At 68.9% G+C, this 17,771-nt stretch carries 18 protein-coding genes and 1 pseudogene; 10 read left to right on the top strand and 9 right to left on the bottom strand.

Annotated elements, in window-relative coordinates; translation table 11 throughout:
• Positions 1 to 125: 125 nt before the first annotated feature.
• Positions 126 to 1,145, bottom strand: coding sequence for a sulfate ABC transporter substrate-binding protein (locus AC3WLY_RS15775; RefSeq protein ID WP_310135433.1), 1,020 nt, complete (start codon positions 1,143 to 1,145; stop codon positions 126 to 128).
• Between the two features lie 452 nt (positions 1,146 to 1,597).
• Here AC3WLY_RS15775 and dapA point away from each other — a divergent pair, with 452 nt between their 5' ends.
• Complete coding sequence (dapA, locus tag AC3WLY_RS15780; protein ID WP_492310220.1) at positions 1,598 to 2,491, top strand: 4-hydroxy-tetrahydrodipicolinate synthase; 894 nt, start codon at positions 1,598 to 1,600, stop codon at positions 2,489 to 2,491.
• Between the two features lie 56 nt (positions 2,492 to 2,547).
• Here dapA and AC3WLY_RS15785 read toward each other — a convergent pair.
• The 3 genes and pseudogenes from AC3WLY_RS15785 to AC3WLY_RS15795 all read right to left on the bottom strand — a co-directional run bounded on the left by AC3WLY_RS15785 (position 2,548) and on the right by AC3WLY_RS15795 (position 4,384).
• Positions 2,548 to 2,929, bottom strand: a pseudogene (locus AC3WLY_RS15785) (type II toxin-antitoxin system VapC family toxin).
• The gene (locus AC3WLY_RS15790) at positions 2,929 to 3,138 is read right to left on the bottom strand and encodes a hypothetical protein (RefSeq protein WP_492310219.1); all 210 of its coding nucleotides are present in this window, start codon (positions 3,136 to 3,138) and stop codon (positions 2,929 to 2,931) included. The pseudogene AC3WLY_RS15785 and the gene AC3WLY_RS15790 overlap by 1 nt, the downstream one beginning before the upstream one ends.
• Positions 3,139 to 3,271: 133 nt before the next feature.
• On the bottom strand, positions 3,272 to 4,384 hold the full coding sequence (locus tag AC3WLY_RS15795) for a LysR substrate-binding domain-containing protein (protein WP_492310218.1): 1,113 nt from the start codon (positions 4,382 to 4,384) through the stop codon (positions 3,272 to 3,274).
• Positions 4,385 to 4,490: 106 nt separating this feature from the next.
• Between AC3WLY_RS15795 and AC3WLY_RS15800 the strand changes: the two genes are divergently transcribed.
• Positions 4,491 to 5,759: an MFS transporter gene (locus tag AC3WLY_RS15800; RefSeq protein WP_492310217.1), complete on the top strand. Its 1,269-nt coding sequence runs from the start codon at positions 4,491 to 4,493 to the stop codon at positions 5,757 to 5,759.
• 17 nt (positions 5,760 to 5,776) lie between these two features.
• On the opposite strand, the gene AC3WLY_RS15805 is transcribed toward AC3WLY_RS15800, so the two are convergent.
• Both AC3WLY_RS15805 and AC3WLY_RS15810 read right to left on the bottom strand, forming a co-directional pair.
• Positions 5,777 to 7,978, bottom strand: coding sequence for a TonB-dependent receptor (locus AC3WLY_RS15805; RefSeq protein ID WP_492332690.1), 2,202 nt, complete (start codon positions 7,976 to 7,978; stop codon positions 5,777 to 5,779).
• A gap of 141 nt (positions 7,979 to 8,119) precedes the next feature.
• Positions 8,120 to 8,758: a glutathione S-transferase family protein gene (locus AC3WLY_RS15810; RefSeq protein ID WP_492310215.1), complete on the bottom strand. Its 639-nt coding sequence runs from the start codon at positions 8,756 to 8,758 to the stop codon at positions 8,120 to 8,122.
• A 112-nt stretch (positions 8,759 to 8,870) separates the two neighbouring features.
• On the opposite strand from AC3WLY_RS15810, the gene AC3WLY_RS15815 reads away from it, so the two are divergent.
• A complete protein-coding gene (locus AC3WLY_RS15815) occupies positions 8,871 to 9,791 on the top strand; it encodes a LysR substrate-binding domain-containing protein (RefSeq protein ID WP_310135447.1) in 921 nt (306 codons plus the stop codon).
• Positions 9,792 to 9,958: 167 nt separating this feature from the next.
• Positions 9,959 to 10,243 carry a hypothetical protein gene (locus tag AC3WLY_RS15820; RefSeq protein WP_310135448.1) on the top strand — a complete coding sequence of 95 codons (285 nt, stop codon included), beginning with the start codon at positions 9,959 to 9,961 and terminating at the stop codon, positions 10,241 to 10,243.
• 38 nt (positions 10,244 to 10,281) lie between these two features.
• On the opposite strand, the gene AC3WLY_RS15825 is transcribed toward AC3WLY_RS15820, so the two are convergent.
• Positions 10,282 to 10,905 (bottom strand): RBBP9/YdeN family alpha/beta hydrolase, encoded by a 624-nt coding sequence (locus AC3WLY_RS15825; protein WP_425131640.1) that lies wholly within the window; start codon positions 10,903 to 10,905, stop codon positions 10,282 to 10,284.
• A gap of 294 nt (positions 10,906 to 11,199) precedes the next feature.
• Here AC3WLY_RS15825 and AC3WLY_RS15830 point away from each other — a divergent pair, with 294 nt between their 5' ends.
• From AC3WLY_RS15830 to AC3WLY_RS15845, 4 genes are read left to right on the top strand one after another with little or no spacing between them, the layout of a single operon-like run.
• Entirely contained in the window at positions 11,200 to 12,141 is a 942-nt protein-coding gene (locus tag AC3WLY_RS15830) for a 2-hydroxyacid dehydrogenase (protein WP_492310214.1), read from the top strand.
• Between the two features lie 24 nt (positions 12,142 to 12,165).
• Entirely contained in the window at positions 12,166 to 13,098 is a 933-nt protein-coding gene (locus tag AC3WLY_RS15835; protein ID WP_425131642.1) for a hydroxymethylglutaryl-CoA lyase, read from the top strand.
• Positions 13,099 to 13,124: 26 nt separating this feature from the next.
• Positions 13,125 to 13,631: a YbaK/EbsC family protein gene (locus tag AC3WLY_RS15840; protein WP_425131643.1), complete on the top strand. Its 507-nt coding sequence runs from the start codon at positions 13,125 to 13,127 to the stop codon at positions 13,629 to 13,631.
• On the top strand, positions 13,628 to 13,840 hold the full coding sequence (locus AC3WLY_RS15845; RefSeq protein WP_072437453.1) for a DUF1289 domain-containing protein: 213 nt from the start codon (positions 13,628 to 13,630) through the stop codon (positions 13,838 to 13,840). The genes AC3WLY_RS15840 and AC3WLY_RS15845 overlap by 4 nt, the downstream gene beginning before the upstream one ends.
• 252 nt (positions 13,841 to 14,092) lie before the next feature.
• Here AC3WLY_RS15845 and AC3WLY_RS15850 read toward each other — a convergent pair whose 3' ends face one another.
• Entirely contained in the window at positions 14,093 to 14,995 is a 903-nt protein-coding gene (locus AC3WLY_RS15850; protein WP_175963761.1) for a DMT family transporter, read from the bottom strand.
• 112 nt (positions 14,996 to 15,107) lie between these two features.
• On the opposite strand from AC3WLY_RS15850, the gene AC3WLY_RS15855 reads away from it, so the two are divergent.
• On the top strand, positions 15,108 to 15,599 hold the full coding sequence (locus AC3WLY_RS15855; RefSeq protein WP_492332691.1) for an Lrp/AsnC family transcriptional regulator: 492 nt from the start codon (positions 15,108 to 15,110) through the stop codon (positions 15,597 to 15,599).
• Between the two features lie 28 nt (positions 15,600 to 15,627).
• Here the strand turns inward: AC3WLY_RS15855 and AC3WLY_RS15860 are convergent, their stop codons facing one another.
• Positions 15,628 to 16,524 carry an alpha/beta fold hydrolase gene (locus AC3WLY_RS15860; RefSeq protein ID WP_072437460.1) on the bottom strand — a complete coding sequence of 299 codons (897 nt, stop codon included), beginning with the start codon at positions 16,522 to 16,524 and terminating at the stop codon, positions 15,628 to 15,630.
• Between the two features lie 279 nt (positions 16,525 to 16,803).
• Here AC3WLY_RS15860 and AC3WLY_RS15865 point away from each other — a divergent pair, with 279 nt between their 5' ends.
• On the top strand, positions 16,804 to 17,763 hold the full coding sequence (locus AC3WLY_RS15865; protein ID WP_492310212.1) for an NAD(P)H-dependent flavin oxidoreductase: 960 nt from the start codon (positions 16,804 to 16,806) through the stop codon (positions 17,761 to 17,763).
• Positions 17,764 to 17,771 lie beyond the last annotated feature (8 nt).

Here is a 17,771-nt window from a genome sequence, read left to right on the forward strand (position 1 = left end):
TCGGAATGGAAATTTGCCGCGCCGCCGGACGCGTGCGGACGCGCAGCGTCGAAAAAAAAAACGGCCGCATGAAAGCGGCCGGCTGCATCGTCATCGTGCGGACAAGCGCGCGGTGCGCGCCGTTATCACTTCCGGTCGACGATCACCTGGTCGAACGTGCCGCCGTCGGCGAAATGGGTCTTCTGCGCGTTCGCCCAGCTACCGAAGACCTGCTCGACGCTGAACGTCTTCAGCGACTTGAACTCGGCCGCATGCTTCTTCAGCACGTTCGCGTCGCGCGGGCGCAGATGATGCTGCGCGATGATCTCCTGCGCTTGCGGCGTGTACAGGTAGTCGAGATACGCCTGCGCGACCTTGCGCGTGCCCTTCTTGTCGACGACCTTGTCGACGACGGCGACGGGCGGCTCCGCGAGGATGCTCGCCGACGGATACACGGCGTCGAACTGCGCGCCCGACGCGCCGGTATCCATCAGCGCGACTTCGTTCTCGAACGTGACCAGCACGTCGCCGATGCCGCGCTGCGTGAACGTCGTCGTGGCGCCTCGGCCGCCCGAGTCGAGCACCGGCACGTTGCGGAAGATCGCCTTCTCGAAGTCGAGCGCCTGCTGGTCGGTCGCGCCCTTCTGCTTCTGGAAGCCCCACGCGGCGAGATACGCGTAGCGGCCGTTGCCCGACGTCTTCGGGTTCGCGATGATCACCTGGACGCCCGGCTTCGCGAGATCGCTCCAGTCCTTGATCGCCTTCGGGTTGCCCTTGCGCACGAGGAACACCATCGTCGTCGAGTACGGCGAGCTGTTGTCCGGGAAGCGCGCGCGCCAGTCCTTCGGCAGCAGCTGGCCGCGCTCGGCGAGCAGGTCGATGTCGTTCGGCTGGTTCATCGTCACGACGTCGGCCTGCAGCCCCTGCAGTACCGACAGCGCCTGCGCGCTCGACGCGCCGTGCGACTGCTTGAGCGCGACCGTCTCGCCGGTCTTCTGCTTGTACGCGGCGGCAAAGCTCGCATTGATGTCCTTGTACAGCTCGCGCGTCACGTCGTACGACACGTTCAGGATCGACGTGTCCGCGTGCGCAACCGTCGCCGCCACGACCAGCGCCGCCGCCGCGCCCGTGTGCAGCCAGCGGCCGATTCCCTTGATGCTTGCCATCGTGATATGCCCCGTTTCCAGTGGTGGTGAATGTGCGTGACGGCACGCGTACGCGCTGTCATCGAAACGTAAGCGGGCATTCTAGCGGCCGGCCGCGGCGCGCTTTCCAATCAGTCGTGGAAAGCAAATCTCGAATCCTGCTAAACGGCGGCGGACGCTCGCGCGCGCGCCAGATCCGGTGTTAAGATCGCCGTTCAGCCCACTTCACGGTTCATCCATGTCCGCTGCCCTGCGCTCGCTCCCGATCCTCGCCGCCGTCGCGGCAGGTGCGCGCGCGGCCGGGCTGAAACTGAAAAAACGACTCCTCGACTGACGGGGACGTCGCGTCCCGTCAGGCGAATGCCGGACGGGATGCCCGCAGGTCGTTTCTTTCTCCTTGCCCGCATGCCTCGTTCCGGCACTCCGCCGGCGGAACGGTTCCTTCCCACTCCGTTTCCACCATGAGGCTTTGCATGCACACACGTTTCGAAGGTATCTGGCTGCCGATCGTCACGCCGTTCCACCACGGCGAAGTCGATCATGCGCCGCTCGCGCGGCTCGCGCGCCACTATGCGGCCGCGGGCATCGCGGGTTTCGTCGCGGGCGCGACGACCGGTGAAGGCGTGCTGCTCGACGCGCGCGAACAGGACGCCGTGTTCGCGACGCTGCGCGACGCGGCGCCTGGCCTGCCGATCGTCGTCGGGCTGACCGCGAGCGCGACGCATGTCGCGGCGGCTCGCGCGCGCGAACTCGCCGCGCTGCGGCCCGACGGGCTGCTCGTCACGCCGCCCGTCTACGTGCGGCCGACGCAGGACGGCATCCGCCGCCATGTCGAGGCGATCGTCGACGCGGCCGACCTGGCCGTGCTCGTCTACAACATCCCGTACCGCACCGGCGTGAACGTCGAACTGGAAACGCTGCAGGCGCTCGCGCGCGACCCGCGCGTCGCGGGCATCAAGGAATGCGGCGGCACGCTCGACCGGATGAGCCGGCTCGTGCACGACACGCCGCTTGCGATCCTGTCCGGCGACGACAACCAGAACTTCGCGGCACTGTGCGCCGGTGCGCACGGCGCGATTGCCAGCAGCGCGCACGTGCTGCCCGAATGGCATGTGCGCATCCATGCGCTGCTGCGCGACGGGCGGCTCGCCGATGCGCGGCGCCTGTCGGTCGCGCTGCAGCCGCTCGTCGCGGCGCTGTTCGCGGAGCCGAACCCGGCGCCGGTGAAGGCCGTGCTGGCCGCGCAAGGATGGTTCGAGGACGGGTTGCGGCTGCCGTTCGTGCCGGCGAGCGACGGGTTGCGGGAAAGGCTGGCAGCCATCTGCGCGGCACTCGAAGAAATCGAGCCGGACGTCGCGGCAGCATAGGCCTCTACGCCGCGTGAGGCGCTGGCGACAGATGAATTTCAACCCGACGGATTATTTCAAACTGTCAAAACCAGAGACAGGCCATACCGTGCAAGAAGGGCGTCGGCAGTCACAAGCTGAAGCGGTTCGTGCCGTGCCTGCGCGACCAGCAAGCGATCGAACGGATCGCGATGGTGGTGAGGCAAATCACGGACTGCGGCCCCATGCACGGCCCGAACCGGTAGCTCGCGAATCCCGCGTGGCGCCGATCGAGCGGACCAGCTTGCCCACGTCGATGTCGAGCTTTCCCAAGCCGGCCTTGATGGCGGCCTCCCAGATACTCGCGCTGCTGACGAAACGTTCGTCGGCGGCCGAGATCAGTCTGCGCGCCCGTGCGCTGAGCTTGGGGTCATTGGTCACGATCCACAAAAAGATGTGCGTATCGAGCAACAGCCGCATCAGCGCCCTTCGAAAGCATCCAGCAGGTAATCGGGCAGCGGAGCGTCGAAGTCGTCCGCGATCCAGGCCTGCCCTTGCAGGACTCCAAACCGAATGGGTTGCCTGGCAGGCGCGAATCGATCGGCTGACGCCCCGTCACCGCGGATCGTGGCATCAGCCCGTTGCGATGAATCGAAAGCGCCGGCGTCGGGAATGTTCGCGTTTCGCATGATGACCTCCGTTACTGGGTGACCATCACTGTAGTCACGTTCGACCGATCGATCCATTCGGCCGATCGATCCATTCGGCCGATCGACAGAGGGGCTGCCGAGTCGCAGCCCGCCGCGACAATCGAACGTCTCGTCAGGCCGCTAGCGCCGCCACCGCCCCCTCCGTCGCATCCCGCACCGCCTGCGTCACGATCCGCGCGAGCCGGTCGACGGTCGGCGTCGCCGACGACGTGCGCCGCAGCAGGATCAGCGGCAGGCTCGGCAGTTGCGGCAGCCCGGACGACGCCGCGTCGAGCACGCGCACCGACGCGGGCAGCCCGTAGTGCGAGCGCACCGTCAGCCCGAGGCCGGCCGCCGCCGCCGCCCATAGCCCGGCGAGGCTCGGCGTCGTGAACGCGACGCGCCACGGCACGCCCGCGCGGTCGAGCGCATCGGTTGCCGCGCCGAAGAACCGGCACGGCCGGTCGAACACGACGAGCGGCAGCGGCTCGCCAGGCGCGCGCACGGCACGGCCGCCCGCTTCTCCGCCCGCTTCTCCGCCCGCTTCTCCGCCCGTTTCGCGGCCCGTTTCGCCGCGCGCAACCGGTGCCGCACCGTATTCCGCCCCCTCCCCGCCGCCGTCCGGCATCCCGAAACCGCCCGCGCCCGCCGCGCCGATCCATTGCATCGGCACCTGCGCGATCGCTTCGCTGTCGATCCCTGCCCGCGACACGAGCGCCGCCGACGCCGGGTCGCCCCATACGAGCGCGAGATCGAGCTGGTTCGCATCGAGCCGGTCGAGCAGATCGGCATTGCGCGCCACGCGCGCCTCGATCCGCACCTTCGGATGCGCGCGCGCAAATCGCCCGAGCACGTCGGGCAGGATCGCCTCGCCGAAATCCTCCTGCAGCCCGACGCGCACCCAGCCGTCGAGATTCACGCCGCGCACGGCCGCGGCCGCCTCGTCGTTCAGCTCGATCATCCGCCGCGCGTAGCGCAGCATCGCGTCGCCGGCGTCGGTCAGCGCGAGCCCGCGCCCGGCTTTCACGAACAGCGGCGTGCCGGCCTGCTCCTCGAGCTTGCGGATCTGCGCGCTCACTGCCGACGACGAGCGCGCGACACGGTCGGCCGCCTTCGCGAAACTGCCGAGATCCACGCCCGCGACGAGGCTGCGCAGCGCCGCCACGTCGAAATTGGGCCGGGCCTGCGCGGCATCGGCCATTGCGGGCGGCTCGCCGCCGCCACGGGGAAGGTCTTGTCCGGGCACGTCAATCATCCTGTTCTATCGAACGATTCATCAAAAACTTTCCGATTTTCAGGATGAATGTAGGCCGCCAGACTGTCGATGTCAATTTCCAACCGGGCCTGCCGCCATGGATACCACCTGCATCGCTTCCCCCTCCTCGCCCGCCCGCGACGCGCGCGGGCCCGCCCACCGCTGGCGCGTGCTGGCGGCCGGCGTCGCCGCGAACATGAGCTTTTCGGCCGCCGCGGCCGGCATTCCGACCACCGCCGTGTGGATGCGCACGGCCTATCACCTCGACAACGGCGCGCTCGGCCTCGTGCTCGGTGCGCTCGGCTTCGGCGTCGCGCTGTCCGAGCTGCCTTGGGGGATCGCCGCCGACCGCTTCGGCGATCGCCGCGTGCTGCTGACCGGGCTCGTCGCGACGGCCGCGATGCTCGCGCTGATGGTGTGCACGATCGTCCCGACCGCGCACGCGGTGCCGCCGCTGATGCGCGTCGTCGCGATGATGAGCTGCGTCGGCCTGCTTGGCGGCAGCGTGAACGGGTCGAGCGGGCGCGCGGTGATGCGCTGGTTCGGCGAGCGCGAACGCGGCCTCGCGATGAGCATCCGCCAGACGGCCGTACCGCTCGGCGGCGGCATCGGCGCGGCACTGCTGCCGTCGCTCGCGTCACACCTGGGTTTCGCCGCGGTGTTCGGTGTGCTGATGCTGTTGTGCGCGGCATCGGCCGCGCTGACCTGGCGCTGGCTGCACGAGCCGCCCGCCGCGGCGGCCGCAGAGCACGGCTCCGTGCCTCGCTCCGTCGAGCAGCAGCAGCCCGCTCGGCATGCGCGCGGCCCGCTCGCGAGCGGCCGCGTGTGGCGCATCGTGCTCGGCATGGGCCTGCTGTGCACGCCGCAGTTCGCGGTGCTCACGTTCGCGACGGTGTTCCTGCACGACTTCGGCCGGCTCGGCCTCGCCGGCATCAGCGCGGCGATGGTCGCGCTGCAGCTCGGCGCGATGGTGATGCGCGTCTGGAGCGGCCGTCATACCGACCGGCACGGCAACCGCCGCGCGTACCTGCGCGGTTCGGTGCTCGTCGCCGCCGGGTCGTTCGCGCTGCTTGCAGCCGCGACGGCCGGCAGCCCGCACGTGCCGCTCGCAGCGATCGTCGCGATTCTCGTGTTCGCGGGCGTCTGCGTATCGGCATGGCACGGAGTCGCGTATACGGAGCTCGCGACGCTCGCCGGCGCGAACCACGCGGGCACCGCGCTCGGGATGGCGAACACGATCGTCTACCTCGGGCTGTTCGCGACGCCGCTCGCGATTCCGCCGTTGCTCGCCGTCAGTTCGTGGAGCATGGTCTGGCTCGCGGCCGCGCTGGTCGCCGGCGCGACCTATCCGCTGTTCTCGCGGTAGCGGGCACGCGCAAACCGTCAGAACTTGTACACGGCCGACAGCATCGCCGAGCGACCGTCGCCGAACTCGACCGCGGACGATCGCGATTCGCTTCCCGACACCTGCCGCACGCGCTCGACATATGCGCGGTCGAACAGGTTGTCGACGTTCAGCTGGAAACGCAGCCGGCGGCTCACGTCGTAACCGGCCATCAGGTTGTGCACCCAGTACGCGCCAAGCTGGCCGTCGCCTTGCGACGTCACGTTGCGCCGGCCGACGAAATGCGAACCATAGCCCACCGTCCAGCCGGCCGGCAGCCGATAGGTCGTCCACAGATTGAACGCGTGCCGCGGCGTGTTGCCGAGCGCCTGCCCGTCGCGGCGCGGCGAAGACGGCGAACTCAGCGTGACGCTCGCCAAATACGTGTAGTTCGCGAACACGTCCCAACGCGGCGTCACCTTGCCGGCGGCACCGAGCTCGATGCCGCGCACGCGCTGCCGGCCAACGAGCGCGTAGCTGCCGTCGGCCATCCGTTCGCGCGCGTTCTTCTTTTCGGTCTGGAACAGCGCGCCGTTCAGCGCGACGCCGGCAAGTCCCTCCCATTTCGCGCCGAGTTCGAAGCTCTCGTTCTTCTCGGGCGCGAGCGCGCCCGTCGCCGCGGTCACGCCCGAGCCCGTCGTGACGAGAAACTCGGCGGACGGATTGAACGACGTGCCGTACGCGAAATACGCACGGCCGTTGTCGGTCGGCTTGAACACGAGCCCGGCGCGCGTGCTCAGGTGACGGTCGGCGCTGTCCGCGCGCTCGGTCGGCTTGCCGGCCGGCGTGCCTTCCGAGCGGCCGTCGATCCAGTCGTGCCGCAGCCCGACGTCGACGTCCCAGTACCGGCCGAGCGCGATCGTGTCGAACGCGTAGAGCGCCTTCACGACCAGCGCCGTGTCGTTGTGCGCGCTGTCCTGGCGCTGCGCGGGGCCGCGCCAGTCGCCGGGCGGCGCGGCGAGCGGGAAACCGCCGGCCGGATAGAACCGGTTGAGCCCATATGAATAGGTCGTGCGGTCGTACGTTTCCCGCGAGATCTCGAAGCCGGCAACGAGCGTGTGCCCGAGCCCGAACGTGCCGAACGTGCTCGTGACGTTCGTCTGGTTCGCCCACATCGCCGTCGACGCATCGCGGCCGTAACCCTGCGGCCCGGCCGGTTTGTAGCGCCCGGGCGGCAACCCCTGCAGGTTCACGTGCGACGCGGAGATCACCGTATCGCGATGCAGGTGCGCATAGCGGCTCAGGTTCTGCAGCTTCAGGTTCGACGACACGTCGTGCTCGGCCTTCACGGTGAACGCGTCGGACGTGATGCGTTCGCGGTCGAGGTTGCGCCAGCCGAAATAGCTGTCGCGCGACACGCCGCCCAGCACCTGCCCGTTGTGCGCGGGCAATCCGTAGTCGGGCAGGTTGTTGTCGTCCTGGTGGAAATAGCCGAGCATGACGCGCGTCGGCGTGCCGAGGCCGAACGCGAGCGACGGCGCGACGCCCCAGCGCCGCTTGCGGATGTCGTCGCGGCCCGGCACGTCGTTGACGTGCGCCATCGCGTTCAGGCGGAACGCGGCCCTGCCGTCGGTACCCGGCAGCGGCCGGTTCGCATCGAGCGTCACGCGCCGGTAGTCGGACGTGCCGAGCATCGCACCGGCTTCCGTGAATGCACCGGCCTTCGGCGCCTTGCTGACCAGATTCACCGAACCTCCCGTGGTGCCCGCGCCGCCGAACACCGAGTTCGGCCCCTTGATCACCTCGACCGCCTCGACGTTGAACAGGTCGCTGCGATTGTTCTGCGCGCTGTCGCGCAGACCGTCGAGCTGCAGGTTCGCGTTCGCGCCGAAGCCGCGGATGTTGAACATGTCGCCCGATCCGCCACCGCCCTCGCCTGCGTTGAACGTGATGCCAGCAACGTTCGACAGCGCTTCGCGCAGGCTCAGCGCCTGCTGCTCGTCGAGCACCGCGCGCGGCACGACGGTGATCGTCTGCGGCACGTCGAGCAGCGGCGTCGCGTATTTCGCGGAGCCGGAGCGGTCGACGCGCGAACCGGTGTCGCGGTCGCCCTGCACGAAGATCGGGCTCAGGTGCGGCGCCTGCCGCGAGTCCACCTCTTCCGCGCACGCTGGTGCGGCCGCACAGGTCATCATCGCGAACGCAACGGAAGCAGTCGCGCGACGCGGCGGCGTCGCGCTCGACACAATGCAACGGCTCATGTTCATTCCACCTCATTGACGATAATGATTCTCATTCAATATGAATGAACACGGCATGGCAATTGGACATGTTCGAATTTCGTTATGCGAATGAACCCGGAGACGAAACCGGCGCGCGATCGATCGGGCGGGCTCGCGCGGTCAGCCCGCCTCGCGCGCCAGCGCACGCCGCGCGGCCGGCCGTTCGGCCTCGCGCTGCGCATGGGCGGCCCACGCGGGATGCCGCGTCATGTCGAGCCCGATCGCGACACCCCAGCGATACAGCACGAACAGGAACGGATCGACGATCGAATGGCCGCCCGGTTCGGCCCATGTGCGGCCGTCAGCGAGCGCGGCTTCGATCTTCTCGTTCGCGGCATCGATCGTGCCGCGCCCGTGCGTGCTGACCGCACCGTGCAGGGCCGGGTCGCCGATGAAGCGGCCCGGCCGCCACAGCGCGCCGTAGCCGACGCCATGCACCCAGCCGACCAGCCAGGCGAGCCATTCGTGGCAGCGCGCCTCGCGCAACGGATCGTCGAGCGGCAGCAATCGCGCATCCGGATAACGGCGCGCGAGATACGTGAGGATCGCGGGCGTTTCGGTGAGCACGCGCGGCTCGCCCGGAATCGCGAGCACGGGTACGCGCGCCTTCGCGTTGATCGCGAGATAGCGCGCTTCGAGGTTCTGCCGTTTCTGCAGGGAGACGATCTCGACGTCGAACGGCGCGCCGGTTTCCTCCAGCGCGATGTGAGCGGCAAGCGAGCAGGCGCCCGGCGAAAGATAGAGACGGTATGCGTTCATGATGGTGTGGCCCGACCGGGGGGTGGAAGACGGAACCGAGTGTAGGAACGCGTGGCCGGGCACCGCAAACGATGAATTGTCGTGCTCGGACATTAGTGTTACTAATACCCGCATGCGACGCATCCACCTCCCTCCGCTGCAGACGCTGCGCGCGTTCGAGGCCGCCGTGCGGCTGCAGAGCTTCACGCGCGCGGCCGACGCACTCGCACTCACGCAAGGCGCGGTCAGCCAGCACATCCGCACGCTCGAGGCGCAGCTCGGCTATCCGCTCTTCACGCGCGAGCGCAACGGCGCGACACCGACGCACGCCGCGCACGCGCTCGCGCTGCAGGTGCGCCAGGGCCTGAGCGTGCTCGAACGCGCATTCGAGCCGACGCTCGCCGTGCGCAGCCGCCCGCGCACCTGCGACGTCACGCTGAACGTCAGCGTGCTGCCGAGCGTCGCCGAGCGCTGGCTCGCGCCGCGCCTGCCGCGCTTCTCGGCCGCACATCCGCACATCGCGATCGCGCTGCACCCGGACGCGGCGCTCGCGCCGCTGCGCAAGCGCGACCGCATCGACGTCGCGCTGCGCTACGGGCCCGGCACGTGGCCGGGCGTCGTCGCCGAGAAACTGATGAACGAGACGATCTTTCCGGTCGCGAGCCCCGTGTACCGCAATCGCGACGGCGTCGCGCCGCGCGCGCCGGCCGATCTCGTGCGCGCGACGCTGCTGCGCCATCCCGCGCAGCCGTGGGAACCGTGGTTCCAGGCCGCGCGGCTCGACCTCACCGAATCCGCGCGCGCGCCGCGCTTCACCGATGCGAACGCGCTGATCGACGCGACGCTGAGAGGGCGCGGCGTCGCACTCGCACGCCGCTCGCTGATCGAGCCCGAACTCGCGGCCGGCACGCTCGTGCGCGTGTCGACGGTGCGCGTGACCGACGTGTATGCGCACTACGTCGTGTGGCGCCCCGGCCATCCGCACGAAGCGGCGATCCGCACCTGGCTCGACTGGCTGCGCAGCGAAGTGCGCCGCAGGACACCGCGGCGCTGACAGACGACGGTCGGCGGTCGGCGATGGCCGCACGCACGCGAAAGTAATCCGTTAATTTGACGAAAGCGTTTCGCGATCACACACCGATCGCAAACGATTCACCGAAACGTCGCATCGTATCGGCATACTCGAAAACGTTTCCCGATCAGCCTGCCAGGAGAGAAGTCATGCGTCGCGTTTCCGCCGTCGTCGTTCTTTGTGCCGCCGCTTTGGTCGCCGCCTGCAGCGACGACGCGCCGCACGACGCGCACGCGGCCGACGCCTCGCAGCAGGCCGGCGCATCGAGCGGCTCCGCCAGCGCGTTCAACAGCAATGCGACCGCGAATGCCGCCGCGTCCGATGCCGCACCGCTCGCACCGCCCGTCGTGCACTACCCGCCCGATGACGACGACGATGCGAAGCCCGCGTCGAACGCGGCCGCGTCGGCCACCACTGCATCATCGCCGGGCTGATCGCGCCGATTCCGCCCCCGACCGCAGAACCGAGGTGGTCAGACCGCATGCGCGAGCGCGCGGTCGACAAGCGCGGCGTCGAAGCCGTCGTCCGCTTCGCGAAAGCGCAGCGGCGCCGCGCAATGGACGAGCGTGTCGACGAAGTACTTCGCGCGCGGCCACGGCCCGAAGCCGGCCGCCGTATTGATGTGCCCGGCGTCGCCGAGGTTCACGAACGCGCTGCCCAGGCGCTGCGCGAGCGTGCGCGCATCGGCGAGCGGCATCCACGGATCGGTCTCGCTGCCGATCACGATCGACGGCGCCGCGAGCCGGCGCGCGTCGAACGGCCCGGCAAACGTGAATTTCTTCGGACTGGCGGGCGCGACGAGCAGCACGCCCGCGACATCGCCCGTATGCGGCCACTGCGCAAGCGCATGCGCGGCCGCAAGGCAGCCGAAGCTGTGCGCGGCGAGCACGAACGGGCCGCGCTCGCGGTCGAGCAGCGCGCGCACGGACTGCGCCCAGCGCGCGAGATCGGGCGCATCCCAGTCGTCCTGCTCGACGCGCAGCGAGCGCGGGAACTGCCGCTCGAGCCAGGTCTGCCAGTGAGCGCCCTCGCTGCCGTGCAGGCCCGGTACGGTGACGAGCCGCGGCGGCCACGCCGATTTGCTGCATGCGCGCATGATTGCCCTCGCTTGCTTGAAGACGAGTTTCGATTGTGGCGCGCGGCGCCCGGCGGCCGAACCAATATTTTGTGCTTTGCTTTTGCGCGCGCCGGCCCGCGCGACGGCGCAATTCGCGTCGAAACCGTAGAATGTGGGCTTCCCGTCAGCTTCACACGGAACCGGGCCCGGCGTCGACGCGCCGGGCCCGGTCGTCAGGAGACGCCCGATGTCCGCTACGCCCGCCGGCACGCTGCGCCCGGCCCCTCTCGCCGTTCCCGTGACGAGCCTCGCCGGCACGCGCGAAGTCACGCAATGAAGATCCTGTTCTACTCCCCGCACCAGGAAGCCGCCGCATGGCGCGACGAGATCGCGCACGCGCTGCCGGAAGCCGAACTGCGCGCATGGCAGCCGGGCGACACGGCCGCCGCCGACTACGCGCTCGTATGGCGCCCGCCGCGCGAATTCTTCGCGCCGCGCGACGGCCTGCGCGCGATCTTCAACCTCGGCGCGGGCGTCGACGCGCTGCTCGCGCTCGACCGCGCGCATCCGGGCACGCTGCCCGCGCACGTGCCGCTCGTGCGGCTCGAGGATTCGGGCATGGCACGGCAGATGGTCGAATACGTGACGCACGCGGTACTGCGCTACCTGCGCCGTTTCGACGAATACGACGCGCAGCAGCGCGAGCGCCGCTGGCACCCGCTCGAACCGCATCCGCGCGCAACGTTCACCGTCGCCGTGCTCGGCCTCGGCGTGCTCGGCGCGCAGGTCGCGCTCGCGCTCGCCGCGCTCGGCCTGCCGGTGCGCGGCTACAGCCGCGGCGCGAAGCAGCTCGACGGCATCGCGACCTTCGCCGGCGACGGTGCGTTCGACGCGTGCATCGACGGTGCGAAGGTGCTCGTCAACCTGCTGCCGAGCACGCCCGACACCGACGGCATCCTGTCGTCGCGCGCGTTCGCGCGGCTCGCGCCCGGCGCGTACGTCGTCAACGTCGCGCGCGGCGCGCATCTCGTCGAGGCCGACCTGCTCGACGCGCTCGCGAGCGGCCGGATCGCCGCGGCGACGCTCGACGTGTTCCAGCACGAACCGCTGCCGGACGACCATCCGTTCTGGCGCGCGCCGCGCATCACGATCACGCCGCACAGCTCGGCCGAAACGCTGCGCGCCGAGGCCGTCGAGCAGATCGCCGGCAAGATCCGCGCATTCGAGCGCGGCGAGCGCGTCGGCGGCATCGTCGACTACGCGCGCGGCTACTGAATACAGACAAAACCGGAGACAACCATGAGCTTCCCCACCGCCGTCAAGATCGTCGAAGTCGGCCCGCGCGACGGGCTGCAGAACGAGAAGACCTTCGTGCCGACCGACGTGAAGATCGCGCTCGTCGACCGGCTGTCGCGCGCCGGCTTCCGCAACATCGAGGCCGCGTCGTTCGTGTCGCCGAAATGGGTGCCGCAGATGGCCGACGGCGCCGACGTGATGGCCGGCATCGAGCGCCGCGCGGGCACCGTCTACTCGGTGCTCACGCCGAACCTGAAGGGCTTCGAGAATGCGCTCGCCGCGCGCGCCGACGAAGTCGTGATCTTCGGCGCGGCGAGCGAGGCATTCTCCCAGCGGAACATCAACTGCAGCATCGCCGAGAGCATCGCGCGCTTCGAGCCCGTCGCGAAGGCCGCGAAGGACGCGGGCCTGCGACTGCGCGGCAGCGTGTCGTGCACGCTCGGCTGCCCGTACCAGGGCGAGGTGCCGGTCGCGTCGGTCGTCGACGTCGTCGAACGCTTCGCGGCGCTCGGCTGCGACGAAATCGACATCGCCGACACGATCGGCGTCGGCACGCCGAAGCGCACGCGCGAAGTGCTCTCGGCCGTCACGCGCGTGTTCCCGCGCGAACGCCTGTCGGGCCATTTCCATGACACCTACGGCCAGGCGCTCGCGAACATCTACGCTGCGCTGTTCGAAGGGATCGAGATCTTCCACGCGTCGGTCGCCGGCCTCGGCGGCTGCCCGTACGCGAAGGGCGCAACCGGCAACGTCGCGACCGAGGACGTGCTGTACCTGATGCAGGGCCTCGGCATCGACACCGGCGTCGATCTCGCGCAAGTCGTCGCCGCCGGCGACTTCATCTCGAACGCGATCGGCCGCACGAACGTGTCGCGCGCCGGTCGCGCACTGCTCGCCAAGGCGCAGAGCGCGGACGACGCCGCGACCTGCGTCTGACCCCGGCATTTCATGGATTCCTCAATATGACGACACCTGCTTCATTCGATTCCCTCCCCGATTCCGCGCGAAGAGTCGCGCTGCTGCTGCGCGAGCGCGGCCATGCGAAAGGCATCGTGATGCTCGCCGAAACCGGCAAGACGTCGGCCGAGGCGGCAGCCGGGCTCGGCTGCTCGGTCGCGCAGATCGCGAAGTCGATCCTGTTTCGCCGGCAGTCGGACGGCGCGCCCGTGCTCGTGGTCGCGAGCGGCGTCAACCGCGTCGACGAGAAGAAGGTCGCCGCGCAGGTCGGCGCAGTGGGCCGCGCGGACGCGAAGTTCGTGCGCGACAACACCGGCTATGCGATCGGCGGCGTCTGCCCGATCGGCCATCTCGTCGAACCCGTCACGCTGATCGACGCCGACCTGCTCGAGCTCGACAGCCTGTGGGCGGCCGCCGGCCATCCGCACGCGGTGTTCAACCTGTCTCCGCACGAACTCGTGTCGCTGACGGGTGCGCCGGTCGCGGACGTCGCATTGCGGGACAACGCATGAGCGACGTACCGGTGTCGGTGCCGGTCGGCACAGTCGCATCGCCGTGCACGGACGTCTGCAGGATCGATCCGCGCACCGACTGGTGCGCGGGCTGCCTGCGCACGCGCGACGAGATCAAGGGATGGCGTGCGTCGGACGACGACGCGAGGCGCGCGCTGCTCGCGCGGCTCGATGCGCGGCGGCGCATGCTCGCCGGGAGCGGCACATAAAAAAAGAGCCGTTCAGCCTCACGGGCGAACGGCGTCGAGATCGGAATCCAGTGAACGTGATCAACGTCACAGCCCGCATGATACGAGCGACGCGGCCGCATCGCATCGGGTGTTTCCCTACAACTTCTTACAGCGTCTTTCGCACGTGCGCGCGGGCCCATTTCGAACGCAATCCAAGCGCAATCCGCGTTCCTGAAATCCCCCGGCGAGCCGCGGCGGTACCCCGTCGCGGCGCCGAATCGTACGACTGTTTCAGTTGCCGACCGCCGTGCGACGCGCGGGCACGATGCGCCAGCCGAGATTCACGCCGGCCGCCGCGAGCAGGATCAGCAGCGCGCCGAACACCTGCGTCCACGCGAGCGTCTGCCCGAACGCAACTCGATCGACGACGATCGCGACGACCGGATACACGAACGACAGCGCGCCGGTCATCGCGGTCGGCAGCTTCTGGATCGCGCCGTACAGCAGCACATACATCAGGCCCGTGTTCACGACGCCGAGCACGACGAGGTCGAGCCATTGCCCGGCAGTCGCGGGCAGCGTATCGAAGTGCGCGAACGGCGCGAGCAGCACGATCCCGAGGCCGGCCTGCAGCAGCGCGAGCAGATGCGGCGGCGTACCCTTCAGATGCTTCGTGACGATCGACGAGATCGCATACAGGAATGCCGCGCCGAGCGACAGCGCGACGCCTTCCAGATATTCGCCCGGCACCGCGAGCACGGCCGGCTCGACGCGCACCACGAAGACGAGCCCGGCGAACGCGAGCGCGAGCCACGCGATCGTCGACGCGGTGATCCGTTCGCGGAACACGATCGCGCCGAGCGCGACGAGCATGAACGGCTGCGTGTTGTAGACGGCGGTCGCCATCGAGATCGACGCGCGCGAATAGGCGGCGAACAGCAGCAGCCAGTTCGCGACGATCGCGACGCTGCCGAGCGTCGCGAGCGCGAGCATCCGCGGCGAGAACAGCGAGCGGCGCAGGAAGCCGAACGCCGCGCAGACGATCGCGAGCGTCGCGGCGCCGAACAGGCAGCGGAAGAACACGACGTTCGTCAGCGGCTGCCGCGACGACATCACGAGCCAGCCGATCGTGCCGGACATCATCATCGCGACGACCATCTCGGCGGCACCGCGGCGAATTTCATTCGAGGCCATCTTGAACTCCGTTGATGAGAGTGGATGACTTCGATTCTAGAAACTTGCTTTCGCCGAAACCACGGCTAAACTGAAGTGAATCAGCCGATTTACCTTCGAAAGCAAAGCGATCATGCCGAAACGCCTTTCCCCACCCGCCGTCGCGTCGCTCGACGCGACCGACCGCGCGATCCTCGCCGCGCTGGCCGACGACGCGCGCATCGCGACCAGCGAGCTCGCGCGGCAGATCGGGCTGTCGGCGCCCGCGACCGCCGACCGCGTGCGGCGGCTCGAGGCGCAAGGCGTGATCGCCGCGTTCACCGTCGAGCTCGACCCGCGCGCGCTCGGCTACACGCTGCAGGCGATCGTCCGCGTGAAGCCGCTGCCCAGCCAGTTGCATCTGGTCGAGGAGTTGCTGCGGCGGATCCCCGAATTCGTCGAATGCGACAAGGTGACCGGCGACGACTGCTTCATCTGCCGGCTCTACCTGCGCACGATCGCGCACCTCGACGACATCCTGTCGAAGGTGACGGAGCGCGCTGAGACGAGCACCGCGATCGTGAAATCGACGCCCGTGCCGCGCCGCCTGCCGCCGCTCGCCGACGACGACAGCGCACAGCGCTGAGCGGCCGGCGTGCGCCGCCCGCGCGCCCTTATGCGGACGGGTCGCGCGCCTCGAAGAACGCAAGCAGTTCGTCGATCAACGCGACGGGCGCCTCTTCCGGAATGTAGTGCCCGCATTCGAGCGCGCGGCCGCTGACGTCGCGCGCGACGCGACGCCATTCGTCGAGCGGATCGAAGCAGCGACCGACGATCCCGTGCTCGCCCCACAGCACGCGCAGCGGACACGCGACCTTGTTGCCGCGCTCGAGATCCGCACGGTCGTGCTCGAGGTCGATCGTCGCCGATGCGCGGTAGTCCTCGCACATCGCGTGCACGGCGCCCGGCTGCGCGAGCGCGGCGCGGTACGCGTCGAGCGCCTCGGGCGCGAACGGCGCGAGCCCGGCGGACCGGTTGCCCATCACGCGCTCGATGTACGCATCGGTATGCCCGCCGATCAGCGTCTCGGGCAGCGGCTCCGGCTGGATCAGGAAGAACCAGTGGAAGTACGCGGTCGCGAACGCGCGATCGGTTTTCTCGTACATCGCGAGCGTCGGCGCGATGTCGAGCAGCATCATCCGCTCGACGGCATCCGCGTGATCGAGCGCGAGCCGGTGCGCGACACGCGCGCCGCGATCGTGCGCGCAGACATGGAAGTGCTCGAAGCCGAAATGCCGCATCACGGCGACCTGATCGGCCGCCATCGCGCGTTTCGAATACGGCGCGTGCCGCGCGTCGCTCGGCGGCCGGCCCGATGCGCCGTATCCGCGCAGGTCGGTGGCGATCACCGTGAAGTGATTCGCGAGCGTCGCGGCAACGCGATGCCAGATCATGTGGGTTTGCGGATGCCCGTGCAGCAACAGGAGCGGCGGGCCCGCGCCTCCTTTGACACCGAAGATGTCGGTGTCCTGCACCGTCACGCGAAACGGTGCAAACGCCTCAAACGACATGGTTTATTTCTCGTTGGTTTGTTATGGCGGCTATTTTAGGAGCGCTCGCGCATCTTCACAGCGGGGCAGCAGCCAGAATCCGTAGAAAGAGAACACTCACTCGATTGCGGCCACACCGCGCATTTTGTTAAGCTCGCGTAGAATCGCACGACCGTTCGTATTAATATGTACGATCTCGTTCCGCAGCTACACTCGAATCATCGTTCGACCGCAAAGCATGGTGTCGGCGTCAACGCGACCGCGCGGGCGCCGGCCCTCCCTGGAGACTGGAGACATCACATGGCATTGCCCACCGTCCTGCAGAACCTGACGCTGCCCGTCATCGCGTCGCCGATGTTCATCGTCAGCTACCCCGAACTCGTGCTCGCGCAATGCAAGGCGGGCATCGTCGGTTCGTTCCCCGCGCTCAACGCCCGTCCGGCCGAACTGCTCGACGAGTGGCTCACGCAGATCCAGTCGGAGCTCGCCGACCACAAGGCGAAACACCCCGATGCGGTGATCGGCCCGATCGCGGTCAACCAGATCGTCCACCAGTCGAACGCGCGGCTCGAGCACGACGTGCGCGTATGCGTCGAGCACAAGGTGCCGATCTTCATCACGAGCCTGCGCGCGCCGGCGCGCGAGATCGTCGACGCAGTGCACAGCTACGGCGGCATCGTGCTGCACGACGTGATCAACCTGCGCCACGCGCAGAAGGCGCTCGAAGCCGGCGTCGACGGGCTGATCCTCGTCGCGGCCGGCGCGGGCGGCCACGCGGGCACGACGTCGCCGTTCGCGCTCGTCGGCGAGGTCCGCAAGATCTTCGACGGTCCGATCGTGCTGTCCGGCGCGATCGCGAACGGCGGCTCGATCCTCGCCGCGCAGGCGATGGGCGCCGATTTCGCGTACATGGGCACGCGCTTCATCGCGACGCAGGAAGCGCACGCGATCGACGACTACAAGCACGCGATCCTGAACGCGAAATCGTCCGACATCATCTATACGAACCTCTTCACCGGCGTGCACGGCAACTACATCCGCGAGAGCATCGAGAAAGCCGGCCTCGATCCGGAAGCGCTGCCGGAATCCGACAAGACGAAGATGAATTTCGGCGGCGACAAGACGAAGGCGTGGAAGGACATCTGGGGCGCCGGCCAGGGCGTCGGGCTGATGGACGACCTGCCGAGCGTGGGTGCGCTCGTCGAGCGCCTGAAGCGCGAGTACGACGAAGCAAAGGCGCGGCTCGGCATCGCACGCTGACGGATGCG

It is taken from the genome of Burkholderia sp. FW306-1C-G01B (assembly GCF_058781685.1).